The following is an 18,686-nucleotide window of genomic DNA, read 5'->3' on the forward strand; positions in this document are numbered from 1 at the left end:
CAGCAGCTTTCAGCCTGGAACTGCGTTAGCTGCAGCCAACCGCTATCAATGCCGCTGGAAAAAAGTACTGTTTACACGTCTAGCCCATCCAAGCCATACAACGCGGATGAAGAAAATTGAACCTCTCCCCTGGCGCTGCAAAAGCCCTTCTCGATGGTGGCATCGATGCCACCGCGGCGCTTAACGACGCACTGAAACGAGCGCTGCTGCACTCACCAGCAGCCAGTCACGCCGAACTCAAGAGGGCTGTGGGTCATGCAATGGCAGGCGTACTGGAGGCGACTGTTGATGTGGCCGTTCAAACGTATCCGGATCTAAAGCCCGACAAAGAGACATGGGCAGCGATCGCCAGAGAGTGCGCGATAAGAAGAGCCAATTGATCGCCTGTACCCTGACAATTTACCGTTCGACGAGCCACACTTTCACTGATGAAGGTGCAGGCACTTTTACCCTAGTGCGGCGGCGAATGCTTCGGGCGTCGGGCTCTCCTGCCACTGTGCGATAGTCCCCGGCAGCACCAGCCAAGGCTGCTTGCGCCGTGTCCAGATATGCGCAATCGGCTCGAAACGCTCAGCACCTTCCAGGATGCCGGCTCGTACCACCCGCATGCCGGGCGCTGCCGTGGTCTCGTTGAACAGGCGGGTATGACATATACCACAGGCATGTTGGGTAGACGTTTGCCCCTGGTGTTCATGCCTGAAGATCGCCGTTTCGCCAGACACCTGAACAGCCGACGCCGCGCTCAGCATATGCAGACCAAACGCACTGCCGCTCCAGCGCTGGCAGTTCAAACAGTGGCAGGCATACAGTGGCGGCAATCGCGGCGCCGCGATCTCAATGGTAACTTGCCCACATCGGCACTGACCGGTGATTCTCATGCGTTGGTTCCTTACAATGATGACCGAAAAAATGAGGGCGTATGATCCCTTTTTCACAGGTTCGGGCAGAAGAGCAAATCAGGAGCAACAGTTGGTCAAGAATGTATGAGTGGCATTGAATGGGAAAGCCAGCGTGTATTTCTGGCCGTGCTGCGCTCTGGCAGCCTGAGCGGGGCAGCGAACTTACTTGGTATCGCCCAGGCCACTGCGCGCCGGCGCCTCGACCATCTTGAACATACTCTCGGTGTGAAGCTGTTCACCCGCACATCTTCAGGCCTTACGCCAACGGGTGGAGCGCAGCGCCTGATCGAACATGTGGAGGCCATGGATCTGGCCGCGCAAACCTTCAATCGCATGGCCAGCGCTGAAACGTCAATGGATCACGGTACGATTCGGCTGACCTGTGGCGAGTTGCTTGGCGTCGAGGTACTTCCCGATCTGCTGCGCGCTTTCCATTACGAACATCCGGGGCTCAAACTTGAGTTGAGCATAAGCGATGCCCTTGAGGACATCGCCAGGCTGCAATCGGATATTGCGGTGCGGCTGATACGGCCCACTGAAGCTGATATTACAGTGCGGCGTGTCGGCAGTTTGCAAATTGGCATCCATGCCAGTGCTGGGTGCCTGCAGCGCTACGGTAATGCAACCTCCCTGCTTTCGCTACGCCAACGGCCGCTGATCGGGCCGGACAGGCGCTCAGCAGATTTGCGTCGGTTGGTCGACGCCGGTCTGTGCGGTGCCGACCAGCATTTCGCCATCGCCTCTGATCATCACCTTGCTCAACTGGCCGCTCTGAAAGCGGGCTTAGGCTTTGGACTCTGCCCGACACAAGTAGCAAAATCGCACGGCCTGGTACATGTGCTGCCACACGACTTTGGCTTTGAGGTAGACGTATGGATCGCAATGCACAATGACCTGCGCAAAGTTAACAGGATCGCTCAGGTGTTCGAGGTTCTTGGAGAGCAGTTGCATCAATACCTATGCTTGGCCGATCAGCGAATAGCGTAGAGGATGACATTCACTGCCTGGCCTGAATGGCAGCAATGGGTCGATAGCAGCTAGTCGCGAATGACCGCTTTCGACCCATAGCAGACGTTCGCTGATAGGGGCAGACGAAGTCTGGGGCTTCACATTCCTCACGAAGGGCTGATATGCGTCGGTTGAATGGAAGCCTGTCAGCGAGGGAACAGCAACGTCACTGCCGCGCGGAATCCCCAGCCTTGGGGGCCATCGCCTGATCTGTCCAGCCAGTACCTCGGGCCCGCTTGGATGGTCAGGGGTTGGCCATTTATCTTGAGCAGTTGGGTGATGGTCAGGTTGATGGGGACCGACCACTCGCGCGCTTGCCAGTCATAGGTCGATTCCGTGTTGATGCCGTAGGTGGTGAGCGACTTGGTGGTGTACGACAGGAAGGGTTGCAGGAATGTCTGATTGACCTTTTCCTTGCCATCCGGCGGGCTGCCATCCAAGCCCCAGATATGGTTGGCGAGCACCCCTCGGGTCCAACCATTTGACTGCTTGAGCGCTACCGCAGTCGGGCCCAAACCCCATTGTTTATTACCGAGTAGTTCGTCACTGGCGGTCGGAATCAACAAGGCTGGACCTGCTCCGAGGATCCATCCGCTGTCGGTGGGTTTGCTGGGGGAAAAGAAAAAGCTTTGTGTGATATCCCCTGCACCTGACTTGTCCGCAGCGCCGTCGGGGGCCAGCCCGTGCTGGTCGATGACAGGCAAGATAGTACGTGAAATCAGGTTCCAGTCTTCGTTCAATGTGAACGGCAGCACCGGCTGGATGTTGGTGACGCTGTGCATGCCGTCACCCGTCGCCCCCATCTTCTGATCCCAGTTGTACTGCACGGGAAGGCTGTACATGGCCGCCACGGGGTTTAGTGCAGCCTTGGCCAGTTCGGCGGAGTCTTCTGCCTGGGCACCTCCCACACCAGATGAGATGACTATGAACATCCAGTGTGAGTAACGCACCTGTCGCATAGGCTTACCTGTCAGCTGGTGAATTTGCAGGTTCCTGATCCTGCGCCAGTGTAGACAATGATTGCTTGCCAAACGAATGCTGAGTGCAACGCTCGGCGTTCACCCATGCACTTCGATGCAACCCGTGCCACCGCCGTGGAATTAAAGAATGGGCGCAAAATGTAAGCATTTACCCGGTTGTCCAGAAAACCTCACCTACACTGCTTCAAGTTCGATGAGGGCAGCCATGCTGCAAAGCAGCGGGCTACCGACAGTCTCTTGCACAAAGGAGGTTTTCATGGCAGCCATTGTGGGATTGATGACTCGGATGGCCACCTGTCTGAAGCCTTGCCTGCTAGCCACAGCGATTGCCGCTTGTACTGTCTTAACCGCGCAGGCAGCTACCGAACCCTTGGGCGGGCAACCCCCAGCGGGGACCAGCCCTTCGGTTAAGGACTTCGACTACCAGATCAAGTACCAGCGTGCGTTCGAAGCCATCCTGTGGAACATGCCAGCGATTGCCATCTACTCCTTCCGCCGTGCTGCCGAAAAGGATCTTGGCTACAAAGACAATGACATCATTGCCTATTCGTCAACGGCTACTCCACAACTTGAAGCCATTACTGCCAATAGCACCACGCCTTACATCGCGGCTTACACGGATCTGCGCAAAGGTCCTGTGGTGCTGGAAATCCCAGCAGCTTCTGCGGACGGCAGCCTGTATGGCCAGGTGGTGGATGCCTGGCAACTGACGATCGCCGACGTAGGCCCGGCAGGGCTCGACAAAGGCAAAGGTGGCAAGTACTTGTTCACTGCACCTGATTACAAAGGTAACGTTCCCAAGGGCTATATCCACGTGGCCTCGCCCAATTACCGTATCGCCCTGGCGTTTCGCTCGGTGCCGTCCGCAGGCAAGACAGCCAAGGACGCCTACGAATACGCCAAGCGCCTGCGCATGTACTACCTGGCTGAAGCCAAGTCGCCACCGCAGCAAAAGTTCATCGACCCTGCCCATGAGCGCTATCCGACGCTGCCGTTTTATGATGAACGCCACTTCGAAGACATGCACGCGATCATGAGCGTGGAGCCAGTGCGCGAATACGACAAGGTCATGATGGGCATGCTGTCGTCGCTAGGCATCGTCAAAGGCAAACCTTTCGCACCGGACGAAACCGCCAAGAAGGCCATGCACCAGGCCGCGATCGATGCCTGGTTCTTCCTCCAGCAATGGTTCGACACCGAGATGTCCAAGCGCGTGTACTGGCCGGATCGGCACTACGTCTCGCTGTTGCAGCCTGATGCCAACCACACGTTCACGTTCATCTACGAAGATCGCATCGACTTGCTCGAACGAGCAGCGGAGTACTTCTGGTGTACCTATATGCCTAAGGTTCTCAGTGCCTCGCCGGCGACGTCGTACCAGATGGCGATGGCTGATAAGGACGGCAAACCGCTGGAAGCCGGCCAGCTCTACAAGCTCGACGTGCCCAAGGACATGCCGGTCAAGCAATTCTGGGCGCTGACGGTATATGACCGCGCCACTTTCTCGTTCATTTACAGCAACAACAACCGCACCACGCTGTCGTCGTTCGATGTCGACAAGATGAAGAAGAATACCGATGGCGGCGTGACGATCTATGTCGGGCCAATGGCCCCGCAAGGCGAGGAAACCAACTGGATTCCCACCTCCGGCAAGCGCCCGTTGCCAGCCATGCGCTTCTATGGTCCCACCGAAGCGCTCAACAACAAGACCTTCAAGTTGCCCGACTTCGAACGGGTAAATCTCTGAATACTGCTTGCATCCTTCAAAAACCAAACGACAGGGGTTGGCCCGCCGGCCCAAGGAGACTTGATGAAACCCATTGTGCTTGGAGCAGCCCTGTTTTCGCTTGCCGTGCCGGCCTTCGCACAGATCCCCGACAAGCTGGCGGAAGACGCCTACATCTATGGCTATTCCATCGATGAAGCCTACAAATTCTTCTACGAAACAGCGGTCAAGACCGACACGCCGCTCAACCGCTTCCAGAATATCCGCCACCTGGCTGACGATACCTACACCGATCATCCCACCATCAACAACGACACCCTGCACCTGATGGGTTGGCTCGACGTCGCCGCCGAACCGGTTATCGTTAGTGTGCCGGACATGGACAAAGGCCGTTACTGGATCCTGCACACCATGGACATGGGCCACTACACCACCTCGATGATCGGTTCACGGGGTCGTGGCGGCAAAGGCGGCCACTTCATGTTCGCCTCGCAGGACTGGAAAGGCGAAGTGCCAGGTAGTGTCACCGAGGTGATTCGCGTCGATTCCAACCTGGTCAAGCTGATGGGCCGGATTATGGCCACTGGCCCAGAGGACGAAAAGAAAGCCCTGAACTACATGGACGACTGGAACGTACGCACGCTTTCCGCCTACCTTGGTGTGGCCGGCCCCAAAGCCAAGCAACGCACTTACCTGGACCCAACCAAAACCAACTGGTTGCAGCGTGTGAACTTCGTGCTGTGTGACGGCAGCATGGGCAAGGCCGACAAGAAATGGCTGGACCAGTACAAGACAGTCGGCATCGAACCGTGCAAGGAAGACTTCACCAAAGATCAACTCGCGGCTGCCAGTAAGGGTGAAGAACTCGGCATGAAGCACATCAAGGAACTGGCACCCACACTAACCAGTGGCGACAAGTCCCTCGGAACCCGCAAACAACTGGGCGACGGTCCACGTGATCTGTTTGCTTCGGGCACCTACCTGGGCCAGTGGGGCCTGCCGCCGGATGAAACAATCTATCTGCAAACGGCAAAGGCCGCTGATGGCAAGCCGATCAATGGCTCGAACGGCAAGACCTATCGCTTGCACTTCAAGGCACCGCAGGTCAGCGAGTTTTGGTCGTTCACCGTTTATGGCAGCGACAACCGCTTCATGGCGCACAACGACCTCAATCGTCACAGTCGTGGTGATCGGACCTTGAAGCCGGATGCCGATGGCAACTACACCATCGAACTCGCCGCCAAGGGTGATGCTTCCAACCCAAACTTCCTGCCGATTCCCGAAAAGGATGCCTACATCGTCCTGCGCATGTATGGCCCAAGCGAAGCCGTACGGGGGGGCGGCTACAAGTTCCCGCCGATTGAGGTCGTCAACCCCTGAGCAGAGTGCGCCCCTTCCTAGGAAGGGGCGCCTCTTGTCTACAAGCCGATCTTCTTCGGTGGGTACTTCTTGAAGGTGGCCAGATGGGCCTGAGCCTCCGACAGCAAGGACGCCAGCCACGGATTGAGCCGATGCCCCATCGGCATCGACTCCTTCGGGTCGACGTAAAGGTTGAACAACCAGGGCGAAAGTCCGATCTGCTCGGTGGTGCTATAGTCGATGGTCATGTGCTCCGCCTGCTCCATCGTCATCTTCAGGTGGATCTTGTATTCGCGCATCCGTACTGCCGCCAGGTTTGCACCTGTCCAGATGTATTCGGCCTCACGCTTGCTCTGACCGTCATCGGCGACCAGGAAGGACGCCTGATCGATGCCGTCGTAATAGCGGTCCTTGAGCAGTTTGTCACCGGCACCGGCGAAGCGCAGACTGGTGTTGAATAGGTCCATCAGGTCGAACAGCTCGGCACTTTCCCGGGGCTCGATCATGTTCTTCCAATAGGCGATCCCCGGCACCCGGACCCCACCCTCCCAGGCCGAGCCCTTGGCGCCCCGGAACGGTGTAAAGCCGGAGTCGGGCCAGCTGTCCATCTGCGGGCCGTTGTCGGAGGTGAGGAAGATGAAGGTGTTCTCCAGCACTCCCGCCTTGTCCAACGCCTCGACGATGCGGCCGACGAGCGCGTCGACTTCGACGACATTGTCCTTGAACGGATACTTGCTGGCGCTGCTGCCAACAAACGCCTTGCTCGGGTGGTTGTCGGCGTGTACGCGCATGAAGTTATGGGCGATGAAGAACGGTTTATCGCCCTTGGCCAAGGCATTGATACGTTCGATGGTGAAAGCAGCCAGGGTCTGATCCGCTTCGGCAAACTGTTCGATGCTAGTGGTTTTCTCCACTACCTTTTCACCTTGGCCTTTGGCTCCGTAGTACATATCGATCTTGCCCCCTACCTTCTTGAAGCGCTCTAGCTTTTCAGTGTCGTACACCAGATCCGGATAGCGCCTGCCGTCAAACTGCTGGGTCAGCTCCTTTTGCGAGGCGTAATAGCCCTTGAATTCGTCAAAACCCACCTCCCATGGACGCATGCCCTCCAGTTCACCGGTGTGCCATTTACCCGTCAGAATTGTGTGATAGCCAGCGCCGGACAATAGCTCGGCAATGCTGTGTTCATCCTCCCAAGGGTTCTTCATCACCTTGTCGCCAGCCAGGATCGGTCGGATCAGGCCGGTTCGGGCCGGTAGACGGCCAGTCATCATCGCCGATCGTGTCGGCGTACACGTGGGCTGGGAGTAGGTCGAGGTGATGGCTAGCCCACTAACGGCTAGGGTATCGATGTGAGGGGTGGCCGCGCCGATATGTGCGCCGCCACCCCAAGGGCCGCCAACATCGCCGAAGCCCAAATCATCCACCACCAGCCAGACGATGTTCGGCCGCTTGCCGGTTTTCTTCAGTAACGCGTCTAGTTTCGCATCAGCGGCCTTGTCCTGGGCTTCACGAGGAATGGCGGGCTGTTGATTATCCTGCTGGACCACCGCCCGGCTCAGCTCCGACGCGGGGTAGGCCCCGTTTGCGGAGACCAGTGAGTCCTCGGCATGTGTGGCGAAGGCCGTTATATAGCCAAGCGAGGCAAGCAGCACTGCAACTCCAGAGCGTTTGAGCATGTGAGGCTCCTTTGCATTTGGCTTCGCTAAAATGTCTAGAGGGCCGGCTCGCTATTCGCTAGCCTGAGTGCAATTGCTCTGTCCGCGACGCACACAGAAGCGATAACGCACCTGCTCGGCCCAATAACGCTCGGCTTCGGTGACGTCGCTCCAGGAGTCGTACGTGCCACTTTCGAACAGACCGATGATTGGCTTGCGCGCCCCTACCCGGCGATCGATCATCGCGGCGACTAATTTACCGGTGCTGGCGTCAGTCACCTTACCTTCGACCGTGACCTGCCCGGCGAAAGGCGGTTTACCCGCGGTATGCTGCATAGTCTGCATGGCTGCAATCTTGGCACCTGGCAGCCCCAGCGGAATGGGCACATAGGAGGCTGCCTTCGCCGACGTGTCGGCTTCCTGCGCGTCGATGATCGCTACAGATACTTGTAGGGTGTCGGGGCCGGCCTGGGTGACCATCTGGTAGTCGTGCCCCAATTGCTCACGCAACTGATCGTATAACCCTTGGGCGATGGCGGCGTTCTGTACCTGCGGAGCGTCGTGCAGCTTGGAATCTGGTCCGGCATAAAGCTTGACGGGGTCCAGGTAAATTTTCTTGAAGCGGGAAAACACAGCCGGGGAGGCAAACTCAGGATTTCGGTAGACCAACAACGACTCGCCTTTGTCTCCCTCCTTCATCAAAGGGTAAACCTCAGGCATGAAGCCGGAACCCTTCACGTTTTCGGCTAGTGGGGTGCTCCTGTCGGGTTGAGAAGTTGAGGCGCAAGCGGTCAGCAGCACCAGTACACTTCCTAGAACGATGTTGAGGTTCGTCGCCATTCAGAAAAAGCTCCTGTGCTTGCACCATGTCAAAAGGGAACTCGAAATGACGAGTCACCGGCTCCATAAGCAGTGAGGAGTGTAGACGTGGAAATGCTAATAGGATTGGCGCATGGACAGCGACGATTCCAGTCAAATGCGAAGGTCCGCTATGGGTCGAAAGCAGACGGTCATGACTGACCGCAATCGACCCGTTGCTGACGTTGCCAAAGCAATGCTCTTGCTCACTTTCCAAGGCTGACGCGAACACTGTGGGAGCGGGTTTATCGAGGCGTCGAACCGCCGCGAAGCAGGCAACGCGGAGGATGGCACGGGCTTGTTACAAGGACGTCCATGCCCGTGCCCTATGGCATGCAGAGCCTGGATCATGCTGATTTCGACCGCACGCCAGGTCACATCATGGGCATGCCTGTGCGTCGTCTGAAACTGTCGCAGGGCCACGGTTTCGCGACGGTCGAGACCCTGTCGGCCCATGACCTGACAGGATGGAAATGTGAGCCTGGGGAGTCAGATCAATCCTTCGGCTTTCAGGGTTTTCTGCACTGCAGGACGGCCGGCGACGCGTTTCTGGAAGTCAGCCACCGTTGGCCAGGGCGAGAGGTCAATACCCAACATGGGCGCCCAGTTCACGATGGTAAACAGGTAGGCATCAGCCACGCTGAACTGCTTGCCGGTCAGATAGTCCTTGCCATGCAGTGCCTTGTCCACCAAGCCCAGGCGTTTGCCGAACGTGTCGATGGTTTTGCTCTTGGCTTCTGGGCTGATGCTTGGGTTGAACAAAGCGCCGAGGGTTTTGTGCAGCTCGGTGCCAATGAAGTTCAGCCATTCCTGCACCCGCGAACGCTCAAGCGAACCCGCAGGGGGCAGCAGGTTGGCCTGGGGTTTCTGGTCGGCGAGGTACTGTACAATGGCCGGCCCCTCTGTGAGCACTTCACCATTATCCAGTTGCAGGGCGGGCACACAGCCCTTGGCGTTGACCGTATAGAAATCCACGCCGCTGGCTGTCTTGTGGTGTTTGAGGTCGACTTTCTCGACCGTGTAGGCCAGGTCCAACTCGTTGAGTACGATGTGCGGCGAGAGTGAACAGGCGCCTGGCGAGTAAAAGAGCTTCATTGTTTTCTCCCATTGCGTGGGGCAGCCGTGAGAAGGCTGTCGAGGTCAGGTTCCGTTATCTGTCTTGGGCCGGGCGGCCGATTTGGCGCGGGGGGTAAAGATGGCCAGGGCAACCGCCACGATGAAAAGCGCCGGCACGTCACCTGCCAAGTGCCCCATTCGCCCGGGCTGATTGACGGCCTGAACGGCCATGATTGCTCCATGTACGGCGCTGGACCACACCACGAACCAGATCAGGCTCAAATTGGCCAATGGATCACGTGCTGCCAGGATCAGGAACACGCCAAGTGTCGCGTAGATGCCAACGATCATCATCGAGTAGTCCGAGTGATCGACGTGCCACGCCCAGCCGGAAGGCCATGACACCATGAGTGGGTAGAGCGCAAGGCACGCGAGGCCAGCCAAAACCAGAATAACGCGCAAGTATCTGAGGCGATCGACTAAGGTCATAGCGGATTCCCAATGGGGCGGCCTGACTTCAGATCCCCTGTGGCTTGATAACGATTTCGCGGGTCTGGTGGATAGCAGGCCTCCTACTCCATCAGTTCCGGCAGCAGGTCAAGCATAGCTGCTGATTGGCTATGGCTCCTTTCGCAAGTTGTTTATGGCCGTAACACATGGCTGTCTTGTGTCTGCGACAAGCTGTAAGTTACCAATCGCGAGTGGCCGCTTTCGACCCGTAGCCGACCTTGTAGAATCTCCCCAAGGCAACCAAAACAAAATCCGCAGGAGCGTCGCCTAGCAATACCTACCGGATGCCTGAAAAAATGAAAGAATTGATCGTCTATCAGTGAGTACGCATTCAAACCATCGGACGGCAAGCAATGTTAACCACAGAGTTCAGCTGGAACAGATACCTACTCTCAGTGCTCATCACGTGCATGCCCATCTCGACAACGGTCTACGCTCAGGGCGGATGGGTGGACGGCAACGGGCGGTTATTACCCGACACTGATTACGCGAAGTCCAGGCAAGGCTTCAGCGCTTCACTTTTCATCACCTCTGACAGCGACTGGAATGAAAAGTGGAACACCTCGCCAGGTACGACCCCGCGTTTCAAAACGGCCAGCGAGGTATCAAAAAATGGCGAGCTGTTTATCCTGACGTTTTTGGCCAACCCTAAGCTCGACAGCACCGGCATGACGGATGTGAGCTGCGATTTCACGGTGACCAGGCCCGATGGTTCCAGATCGCTGTATGAGCAGGGTCTCCCCTGCTTCAAAACAAGGCTGACCACAGCCCCCACACTTGTCTATCTAACGTCGGCTGCGATGAAATTCGTGGCGGACATTGACGATCCGTCGGGAAGCTGGAGCGTGGATGTCATTGTCAGGGACCACCTGCGTGGTCTCAGTATTCCCCTGCACACCTCATTTATCGTCCGCTGAGGTAGTTGCGCGAGCGACGGATGCCGTACCACAGCTCGCGGTGAAGCGCGCACATCAAGAATTGGAACAAACGCGAAAATGGCCAGACAAACAGTGAGCATTGGGTCAGTGGTGGAAATACAGCTGGGAGAAAACCTGTTCGGGTAAGGCAGGAGGGCGGGATTGAAGTAACTGACCGCTTCGGGTCGAAAGCTACCATTCAGCTCCCGCTTAATACACCGTAGTTTCAAGGAGCAACTGCTGCCCGACCAGCGCCAGCCTCCTCGCTGGCCAAGCCTTCGCGCAGCATGGGCCGCTTGTACTGATCCTCGCGGACCCAGCCAGTGAAGGAACGGCCATCATCATTGATGAACTCCACCCGCGCCCATCCCGCCTGGTACGCCAGCACACCCAACACATCGCCCTTGACGATGTACGGGCCCTTGGCCACTTTGTCGCCCGGGTGTTTTTGCAGGTACGCCTTGTCAGCGGTGATGCTGACAAGCCCGATCCAAGGTTTGTTGGCATAGCGGCTCAACGCCAGGCCAGTGGTAATTTCCGGCATCAACACGCTGACGCAGCCCGCATGCTCACGCCCTCTCTCCACCGTCAGCTCCACGCCGTCCGCCGTCGCGGTCACGCTGCCGGGGTAAGCTTCACTGCTCCAGGTCGTAACCGGCACCGGCGCCTCACCCTGGATCCGGCCTTGCAGGTAGAACGCGCAGTGTCGGGTCACCCCGCCACCCAGCGTTTCAGAGTAATAACCCTGTAATTGCCGGTCAGGCGTGATCGCCAGCATCAGCGCGTCGTATTGACCGGCTTGCAGTGCGGCGTCAGCGGCGAACACCTGCACCGTCACGCCCGCCCACAACACCCCCGTGAGCAGCAAACGGGTGGAGAACTTGAATGCTTTCCGGGCGCTGGCCACCGCCTGCTTATGCACCAGGCTTTCGCCTTCAACGTTGTAGATCAGTTGTTGCGTCATGCAGGGTTCGTCCTTGTGCGGTTGAAGGTTCCAGAGCAGCCTCGATCTGCTGGCGCGGTGCGCTGCCAGGGGGCACGCCGCAGGGCGGTATCCTACCACCGGCGTGCAGCGTGTACCCACTATCACTCATGAGCTGTACTCATCACTGCTTGCCGATTTAGCCGTCTAGTGCATCTCCCCTTCCTCCCTTAGTGTTTTCACACCAGAACGGCCTCCTGCGGATAGCCGTTCGATCCCCTTTTTCCTCACAAGCGGATGCGCTTCGCTCACAGGCAGGAGACGTGAAATGCAAACACGAACACTCGGCAACAGCTCGCTGCACGTATCAGCACTTGGGCTGGGCTGCATGGGCCTGAGCCATGGCTATGGCCCTGCAACGGATACCAAACAGGCCATTTCGCTGATCCGCGCGGCAGTGGACCGCGGTGTCACCTTCTTTGACACTGCCGAGGTCTATGGGCCTTATCTGAACGAGCAGGTGGTGGGCCAAGCCTTGGCCCCTGTTCGTGACAAAGTGGTGATCGCCACCAAATTCGGTTTCACCTTCGGTGCCGACAACAAGCAGCAGATCCTCAACAGCCGCCCGGAGCACATTCGCCAGGCAGTGGAGGGGTCATTGCGCCGCCTTCAGACAGACGTCATCGACTTGCTCTACCAGCACAGGGTCGACCCGGATGTGCCCATTGAAGATGTCGCCGGCACGGTGAAGGAGCTTGTCTGGGAAGGCAAGGTCAAGCACTTCGGCCTCAGCGAGGCAGGCGTGCAAACCATCCGCCGTGCCCATGCGGTACAGCCCGTCACGGCCGTGCAGAGTGAGTATTCACTGTGGTGGCGGGAGCCTGAACAGGCGCTGCTGCCAACCCTGAAGGAACTGGGCATAGGCTTCGTGCCGTTCAGTCCGCTGGGCAAAGGCTTCCTGACCGGTGCCGTAGCAGCAGATGCTTCATTTGGCAGCGATGATTTTCGCAGCATCGTGCCGCGCTTCAATCAGCAAGCACTGCAGGCCAATCAGGGCCTGGTGGTGCTGATCCGTGAAATCGCCGAACAGAAAGCGGCCACACCAGCACAGATCGCCCTCGCCTGGTTGCTCGCCCAAGCCCCCTGGATAGTGCCGATTCCGGGGACCACCAAGCTGCACCGCCTGGACGAAAACCTTGGGGGTGCGAGCATTACCCTCAGTGCAGCCGACCTGCAGGCCATCGATGCGGCGCTGTCGAACATCCGCATCGAGGGCGACCGTTACCCCGAGGCCCTTCAGGCTCGCGTCGGGCGCTAGCAAGGAGTCATTGAGATGAAAAACCTGATCGCCCCACTCACGGCCTTGTCGTTGATGGCCACCGAGGCCTGCGCGCAACCTGACCAGCAGATCCGCGTCAGCAACGTCGGTACTCAGCGTGCCATCCAGGGGGCTGCCGAAAACTTCACCGGCGCGGTGCGCGTTGAGGGCCTGTTCAAAGGGGACGCCCCCGCCCGCATTGGCGGTGGCACGGTGACCTTCGAACCCGGGGCACGCACAGCCTGGCACACCCATCCGCTTGGCCAGACGCTGATCGTCACCGCTGGCGTCGGGTACGTGCAGCAAGCAGGTGGTGTTCGCCAGGAAATCCGCCCGGGCGACACCGTATGGATCCCTGCCCACGTGCGTCACTGGCATGGGGCAACCGCCACCCACGGCATGACTCACATTGCCATCGCCGAAGCCGAAGATGGCAAAGCCGTCACGTGGGCAGAACACGTCACGGACGCTGAATATGCAGGCGCGTCGACGCCGGCCGGCCAATAAACCCCATTGCGCCATGGCACCTCATGCCACAGGAAACCTCACATGCGTAACACCTTTCTGAAAGCCTCATTCATGGCCGCCATGGCCAGCATCGGCGCTGGCGAGGCCGGCGCCGCGGACTACCGGAAAAACCCGTTCACCCTGGCCTACGACGGTGCGATCACGCAAAATGAACCCGGCAAGGTCAACATCCACCCGGTCACCTACAAACTGAATGGCCTGGACATTGCGGCCAACGTCTACATCCCCGCCAACTACGACCCCAAACAGGCCTACCCGACGGTTGTGGTGGCACACCCGAATGGTGGCGTGAAAGAACAGGTCGCAGGCCTCTACGCCCAGCGCCTGGCTGAGCAAGGCTACATCACCATTACCGCCGATGCGGCCTATCAGGGCGCCAGTGCCGGCCAACCGCGCAGCACCGACAAACCTGCGTACCGCATTGAAGACATCCACGGCATGGCAGACTTCATCAGCCAGTATGCCGGGGTCGACCGCAAGCGCCTGGGCCTGCTCGGTATTTGCGGCGGCGGTGGCTACTCGCTGGCGGCGGCGCAAACCGACAAGCGCTTCAAGTCGGTGGCGACGATAAGCATGTTCAACTCCGGCCGGGTACGCCGCAATGGCTACAACGACTCGCAACTGAACAGCGTTCAACAACGCCTGCAGCAGGCCTCCGAGGCAAGGGCGCAGGAAGCGGCCGGCGCAGCGGTGCTCTACTCAGGTGACGCCAACCTCAGCGACGAGCAGATCGCCAAGCTGCCGTTTGAACTGTACCGCCAAGGGTATGAGTACTACTGGAAAACCCACGCGCACCCCAACTCGACGTTCAAGTACACCACCAGCAGCCTGCTGGACCTGATGCGTTTCGACGCCACCGACCAGATCGCCCTGATTGGCCAGCCATTGCTCATGATCGCGGGCAGCGAGGCCGATAGCCTCTACATGACAGAAGACGCATTCGCCAAAGCCTCGGGCGCCCACGACAAGGAATTGTTCATCATCGAGGGTGCAACCCACATCGAGACTTACTGGGTTCCCAAATATGTGGATGCCGCCATTGGCAAACTCTCGGCGTTCTATGGCAAGACCCTGTGATTACACAACGCCCAGGCGGGGCATGCCTGAATCGGATAATCTCAAGTGTCTGATGAGAGGCTTTACCCATGTCCCGCCCTAACCTCAACGACCTGCAGGCATTCGTGGTCATTGCCCGCGAGGGCAGCTTCACCCGCGCGGCCGCGCAGCTCGGCGTCTCGCAGTCTGCCCTGAGCCACACGATGCGGGCCTTGGAAGCCAGGCTTGGGGTGAGGTTGCTCACGCGGACCACACGCAGTGTTTCCACCACCGAAGCCGGCCAGCGGTTGTACCTGGCCATGGCCCCTCGCTTCGAAGAAATCGACCACGAGTTGGCGGCTGTCAGCGAATTTCGTGATACCCCGGCAGGCACGGTGCGCATCTCTGCCTCGGAACATGCCGCGAACAATATCCTTTGGCCCAAGCTGCTGAAGGTGCTTCCCGCCTACCCGGACATCCACATCGAAATCACGGTGGACTACGCCCTGACGGACATCGTTGCCCAACGTTTCGATGCTGGGGTTCGCCTGGGAGAACAGGTGGGCAAGAACATGATCGCGGTTCCGATCGGCCCGCCATTACGCATGGCCGTGGTGGGCGCCCCTGAGTACTTCAGCCAGCACGCTGCACCGCGGGTGCCTGGCGACCTCGCCGCCCATAACTGCATCAACTTGCGTTTGCCCACACACGGGAGCCTGCTGCAATGGGACTTCGAAAAAGCAGGGCGCGAGCTCAAAGCGCGGGTGGAGGGGCAATGGACATTCAACAGCAGCCTGCCGATCCTGCGGGCTGCAATCGCGGGGTGCGGGCTGGCATTTCTGCCTGAAGACATGGTCGCGCAAGGGCTGGCAACCGGGGCGCTTGAGCGTGTGCTCGATGACTGGTGCCAACCTTTTGCGGGCTACCATCTCTACTACCCCAACCGCCGCGAACATTCGTCGGCATTCAAGATCGTGGTCGAGGCGCTGCGCTACAGGGACTGACGCAAGCGCTCTGTTCAGCCCCTTTCATCGATCACACTGATGATTACTATCAAGCCGCCCGCATGTCGGGCAAGCTGAACCGGCCCGTATAATTCCCGCCACTTTCCCCCCATCCCCTCGCCTGCCCAAGGCGCCATTCCCTTTTTGGAACCCGACCCATGCCCAGCGCAAACCCGGCCTCCCGTGGCCATCCCGAACATGATCAACAAAGCGTGCTGCAGCAGTGGCTGGCCATTCTCTCGGTCGCCGTGGGCGCCTTCGCCCTTGTCACCAGCGAGTTTCTTCCGGTGGGCGTACTGAATGATGTCGCCAGCGACCTCGGCATCAGTGCCGGCCACGCCGGCCTGATGGTGACCCTGCCCGGCATCATGGCCGCCCTCGCCGCGCCGTTGCTGTCGGTGGGCATCGGCACGCTGGACCGTCGCTACCTGCTGGTCAGCCTGACCCTGGTCATGATCATCGCCAACACGGTGGTGGCGTTCGCCAGTGACTTCAACCTGCTGTTGTTCGGCCGCGTATTGTTGGGCATCAGCATCGGCGGGTTCTGGGCCACGGCCATTGCCCTGAGCGGGCGCCTGGCGCCCAAAGGCGTTGGCGTCGCCCAGGCCACCTCGATCATCATGGTGGGCGTGACGCTGGCCACGGTGCTGGGCGTGCCGGTAGGCACCTGGCTGAGCGGCCTGATGGGCTGGCGCATGACCTTCTTGGCCACCGCGCTACTGGGCGTGCCGGTGCTGCTGGCGCAGGTCTTTTTGCTGCCACGGCTGAACCCGGACAAAGCCATTCGCGTCAGCGACCTGCCGGCCCTGTTCATCAACCCGCAAGCGCGGGTTGGCCTGATTGCCGTGTTGCTGATTGGCCTGGCGCACTTTGCCGCCTACACCTATGTCGCCCCCTTCTTCAAACAAAGCGCCGGCTTCGACGGGCCGACCATTGGCTCGCTGCTGCTCCTTTACGGCATCGCCGGGGTGGCAGGCAATATCTTCGCAGGCTTCGCCGCCAACCGCAGCGTGCGCCATACCCTGATGCTGGTGGCCTTGATGATTGCGGCCAGCACCGCCTTGTTCCCCTACTTCGCCACGGGCATGACCGGCGCTGCCATGCTGATCGCACTGTGGGGCTTTGCGTTCGGTGCGTTCCCGGCCTGCGCCAGTATCTGGATGTTCGTGGTGGCACCCAAGGATGTGGAACGCGGCATGCCGCTGTTCGTCGCCATGTTCCAGGTGATCATTGCCCTGGGCTCGTTCTTCGGCGGGCAGATCGTCGACCAGTTCGGCACGTTGATGCTGCTGAGCCTGGCCACGGCCCTGGTGGGTTGCGGCTTTGTGACGGTGTTGGTGCTGGGGCGCAATGTCAGCAACAGCCTGGCTGCCCAGGTCGCAAACTGAAACAGGTCAGTTGTCGGTGCTGCCCTGGTAGCCTGCGCCATGCGACAGTGCTGCCAGGGCAGGCCCCTGCACAGTGCTGACACCCTCCAACTGTGCCTGGGAAATGTCTTTTGCCGTGAGCAAAAAGTCGCTCATGTAAGGCACTTCAAGCATGTCGCTGCGAACGGCTGCGAACAGCGTTGCCTGCAACCCTTGCTCGCCCAGCCGTTTGGCAATCACGTAACCGCGCGAGGTGTACTCGTGCACGGCCCAGTTCGGCAGGCAGCATACCCCTCGGCCACTGGCTACCAGTTGCATCATCATGACGGTCATCTCGGCGGTGCGAACCTGCGCCGGTTCGATGTCGGCAGGGTCCAGGAAGCGGGTGAAAATGTCCAGGCGGTTGCGCTCGATCGGGTACGTGATCAGGGTTTGGCTGGCAATGTCGGCCGGGGTCAGATACGGCCTGTCGCGCAGCACATGATGCTTGTCGATGGCCAGTAGTGCCTCGTAGCCGAACAGTGGCACGTAAGTGATCCCGGGCAGCTCGGCCGGGTCGGAGGTTACCACCAGGTCGAGATCCCCGCGCTCCAGCGCCGGCAGCGGCGCGAATGAGAGCCCCGATGCCAGGTCCAGTTCCACCTCCGGCCAGGCTTCGCGAAACTCGTCCAGCGAAGGCATCAGCCACTGGTAACAGCTGTGGCACTCAATGGCGATATTCAGCCGGTCAGCAGCTCCACCCGCCAGCCGGGTCAGGTTGCGCTCGGTCGTGCGAATCAGCGGCAGCACCTGGTCGGCCAGTTGCAGCAGCTTGAGCCCCGCAGAGGTGAAGCGCACGGGCTTGGATTTGCGCACGAATACCGTCAAGCCAAGGCGGCTTTCAAGTTCCTTGAACTGGTGCGACAAGGCCGACTGTGTCAGGTTCAGGCGCTCGGCGGCATCGGGCAGACTGTCCGTTTCGCGCAAGGCATGAAGCGTGCGCAAGTGTCTCAAGTCGATCATGAGCAGAAGGCAAACGCTCAGCCCGCGACAAGCGCGCTGAGGTTGCAATATTGTCCTTTGAAGTACAACAGTGGTTGCGAAGCCGTCGGTTCTTGCAGGCTCAACGCTTTCACTTCACCAATCACGATCACGTGATCACCGGCCTCATGTTCAGCGTGAATTTCGCAATCAAGCCAATGCAGGCTGCCGGCAATCACCGGGTTGCCAAGTGGCGACAACTGCCATTGCACGCCATGCCACTTGTCCGCACCCTTGCGGGCAAAACGGTTGGAAACCCCAACCTGTTCACCCGCCAGGATGTTGACCGCGAACCGGCCCGCCTGCCGCATGCCTGGGTAACTGGCGGAGGTGGCCATTACACTGAATGACACCAGTGGCGGGCTCATCGACACGCTGTAGAACGACTGACAAGTGAAGCCGATCGGCACGCCATCGATCAGTGACGTAATCACCGTGATGCCGGACGCGTAGTGCCCGAGCGCTTCACGAAAACTCAAAGGTTCGATGGCGTTACCAGAAGGAGGCATGGGAAATCCTAC

19 protein-coding genes are annotated in these 18,686 nt (G+C 59.2%); 10 read left to right on the forward strand and 9 right to left on the reverse strand.

What is annotated here, in order from left to right:
* The first annotated feature begins 116 nt into the window (after positions 1-116).
* A complete protein-coding gene (locus PVV54_RS14810; protein WP_274905966.1) occupies positions 117-380 on the forward strand; it encodes a hypothetical protein in 264 nt (87 codons plus the stop codon).
* Positions 381-446: 66 nt separating this feature from the next.
* On the opposite strand, the gene PVV54_RS14815 is transcribed toward PVV54_RS14810, so the two are convergent.
* Positions 447-878, reverse strand: coding sequence for a GFA family protein (locus PVV54_RS14815; protein ID WP_274905967.1), 432 nt, complete (start codon positions 876-878; stop codon positions 447-449).
* Between the two features lie 105 nt (positions 879-983).
* Between PVV54_RS14815 and PVV54_RS14820 the strand changes: the two genes are divergently transcribed.
* Positions 984-1,886, forward strand: a complete 903-nt coding sequence (locus tag PVV54_RS14820) for a LysR family transcriptional regulator (protein WP_274905968.1) — start codon at positions 984-986, stop codon at positions 1,884-1,886.
* Positions 1,887-2,053: 167 nt separating this feature from the next.
* On the opposite strand, the gene PVV54_RS14825 is transcribed toward PVV54_RS14820, so the two are convergent.
* Positions 2,054-2,839 carry a transporter gene (locus PVV54_RS14825; RefSeq protein ID WP_446731469.1) on the reverse strand — a complete coding sequence of 262 codons (786 nt, stop codon included), beginning with the start codon at positions 2,837-2,839 and terminating at the stop codon, positions 2,054-2,056.
* Between the two features lie 304 nt (positions 2,840-3,143).
* Between PVV54_RS14825 and PVV54_RS14830 the strand changes: the two genes are divergently transcribed.
* Positions 3,144-4,634, forward strand: coding sequence for a DUF1254 domain-containing protein (locus PVV54_RS14830; RefSeq protein WP_274905970.1), 1,491 nt, complete (start codon positions 3,144-3,146; stop codon positions 4,632-4,634).
* Between the two features lie 63 nt (positions 4,635-4,697).
* Complete coding sequence (locus tag PVV54_RS14835; protein WP_274905971.1) at positions 4,698-5,993, forward strand: DUF1254 domain-containing protein; 1,296 nt, start codon at positions 4,698-4,700, stop codon at positions 5,991-5,993.
* Positions 5,994-6,031: 38 nt separating this feature from the next.
* On the opposite strand, the gene PVV54_RS14840 is transcribed toward PVV54_RS14835, so the two are convergent.
* From PVV54_RS14840 to PVV54_RS14855, 4 genes are all read right to left on the reverse strand, one after another.
* Positions 6,032-7,651 carry a sulfatase-like hydrolase/transferase gene (locus PVV54_RS14840; RefSeq protein ID WP_274905972.1) on the reverse strand — a complete coding sequence of 540 codons (1,620 nt, stop codon included), beginning with the start codon at positions 7,649-7,651 and terminating at the stop codon, positions 6,032-6,034.
* Between the two features lie 51 nt (positions 7,652-7,702).
* A complete protein-coding gene (locus tag PVV54_RS14845; RefSeq protein ID WP_274905973.1) occupies positions 7,703-8,470 on the reverse strand; it encodes a DUF3313 domain-containing protein in 768 nt (255 codons plus the stop codon).
* Positions 8,471-8,977: 507 nt separating this feature from the next.
* Positions 8,978-9,583 carry a glutathione transferase GstA gene (gstA, locus tag PVV54_RS14850; RefSeq protein ID WP_274905974.1) on the reverse strand — a complete coding sequence of 202 codons (606 nt, stop codon included), beginning with the start codon at positions 9,581-9,583 and terminating at the stop codon, positions 8,978-8,980.
* A gap of 45 nt (positions 9,584-9,628) precedes the next feature.
* The gene (locus tag PVV54_RS14855) at positions 9,629-10,033 is read right to left on the reverse strand and encodes a DUF6632 domain-containing protein (RefSeq protein ID WP_274905975.1); all 405 of its coding nucleotides are present in this window, start codon (positions 10,031-10,033) and stop codon (positions 9,629-9,631) included.
* A gap of 431 nt (positions 10,034-10,464) precedes the next feature.
* On the opposite strand from PVV54_RS14855, the gene PVV54_RS14860 reads away from it, so the two are divergent.
* On the forward strand, positions 10,465-10,971 hold the full coding sequence (locus PVV54_RS14860; RefSeq protein WP_274905976.1) for a hypothetical protein: 507 nt from the start codon (positions 10,465-10,467) through the stop codon (positions 10,969-10,971).
* A gap of 226 nt (positions 10,972-11,197) precedes the next feature.
* Here the strand turns inward: PVV54_RS14860 and PVV54_RS14865 are convergent, their stop codons facing one another.
* Positions 11,198-11,935: a hypothetical protein gene (locus PVV54_RS14865; protein ID WP_274905977.1), complete on the reverse strand. Its 738-nt coding sequence runs from the start codon at positions 11,933-11,935 to the stop codon at positions 11,198-11,200.
* A 286-nt stretch (positions 11,936-12,221) separates the two neighbouring features.
* Here PVV54_RS14865 and PVV54_RS14870 point away from each other — a divergent pair, with 286 nt between their 5' ends.
* The 5 genes from PVV54_RS14870 (at position 12,222) to PVV54_RS14890 (ending at position 17,166) form a co-directional block, all read left to right on the forward strand.
* Positions 12,222-13,211, forward strand: coding sequence for an aldo/keto reductase (locus PVV54_RS14870; RefSeq protein WP_274905978.1), 990 nt, complete (start codon positions 12,222-12,224; stop codon positions 13,209-13,211).
* A 15-nt stretch (positions 13,212-13,226) separates the two neighbouring features.
* Entirely contained in the window at positions 13,227-13,718 is a 492-nt protein-coding gene (locus PVV54_RS14875) for a (R)-mandelonitrile lyase (protein WP_274905979.1), read from the forward strand.
* A 42-nt stretch (positions 13,719-13,760) separates the two neighbouring features.
* A complete protein-coding gene (locus tag PVV54_RS14880; RefSeq protein ID WP_274905980.1) occupies positions 13,761-14,816 on the forward strand; it encodes an alpha/beta hydrolase in 1,056 nt (351 codons plus the stop codon).
* Between the two features lie 68 nt (positions 14,817-14,884).
* On the forward strand, positions 14,885-15,778 hold the full coding sequence (locus tag PVV54_RS14885) for a LysR family transcriptional regulator (protein ID WP_274905981.1): 894 nt from the start codon (positions 14,885-14,887) through the stop codon (positions 15,776-15,778).
* Between the two features lie 158 nt (positions 15,779-15,936).
* Positions 15,937-17,166, forward strand: coding sequence for an MFS transporter (locus PVV54_RS14890; RefSeq protein WP_274905982.1), 1,230 nt, complete (start codon positions 15,937-15,939; stop codon positions 17,164-17,166).
* Between the two features lie 6 nt (positions 17,167-17,172).
* Here the strand turns inward: PVV54_RS14890 and PVV54_RS14895 are convergent, their stop codons facing one another.
* Together PVV54_RS14895 and PVV54_RS14900 are read right to left on the reverse strand one after the other, a co-directional pair.
* Entirely contained in the window at positions 17,173-18,147 is a 975-nt protein-coding gene (locus tag PVV54_RS14895; RefSeq protein WP_274905983.1) for a LysR family transcriptional regulator, read from the reverse strand.
* A gap of 17 nt (positions 18,148-18,164) precedes the next feature.
* Positions 18,165-18,674 carry a flavin reductase family protein gene (locus PVV54_RS14900; RefSeq protein ID WP_274905984.1) on the reverse strand — a complete coding sequence of 170 codons (510 nt, stop codon included), beginning with the start codon at positions 18,672-18,674 and terminating at the stop codon, positions 18,165-18,167.
* Positions 18,675-18,686 lie beyond the last annotated feature (12 nt).

It is taken from the genome of Pseudomonas sp. PSKL.D1, assembly GCF_028898945.1.
GTDB lineage: Bacteria > Pseudomonadota > Gammaproteobacteria > Pseudomonadales > Pseudomonadaceae > Aquipseudomonas.